Annotated in this window: 1 protein-coding gene; it reads right to left on the reverse strand. The window is 58.1% G+C overall.

Annotation, left to right across the window (positions count from 1 at the left end):
- The coding region (locus tag Q0779_RS23795; RefSeq protein ID WP_298776748.1) for a hypothetical protein at positions 1-401 on the reverse strand (401 nt) is incomplete at both ends.

A 401-nucleotide genomic window follows, 5' to 3' on the forward strand; every position in this document is an offset into this window, starting at 1 on the left:
CCTGCTACAACACTGGCTCCTGCCATCGCCGTGCCACCAACCACGCCTGATAACACAGCCCCTGTTCCTCTAAGGGCCACATCGCCACCAAAGGCCACTAATTCTGTCCCAGCTAATCCCAATCCTGCTACAACACTGGCTCCTGCCATCGCCGTGCCACCAACCACGCCTGATAACACAGCCCCTGTTCCTCTAAGGGCCACATCACCACCAAAGGCCGCCAATTCTGTCCCCGCTAATCCCAACCCTGCTACAACACTGGCTCCTGCCATCGCCGTGCCACCAACCACGCCTGATAACACAGCCCCTGTTCCTCTAAGGGCCACATCGCCACCAAAGGCCACTAATTCTGTCCCAGCTAATCCCAATCCTGCTACAACACTGGCTCCTGCCATCGCCGT

Origin of the sequence: uncultured Shewanella sp., assembly GCF_947491715.1 — a bacterium.
GTDB lineage: Bacteria > Pseudomonadota > Gammaproteobacteria > Enterobacterales > Shewanellaceae > Shewanella.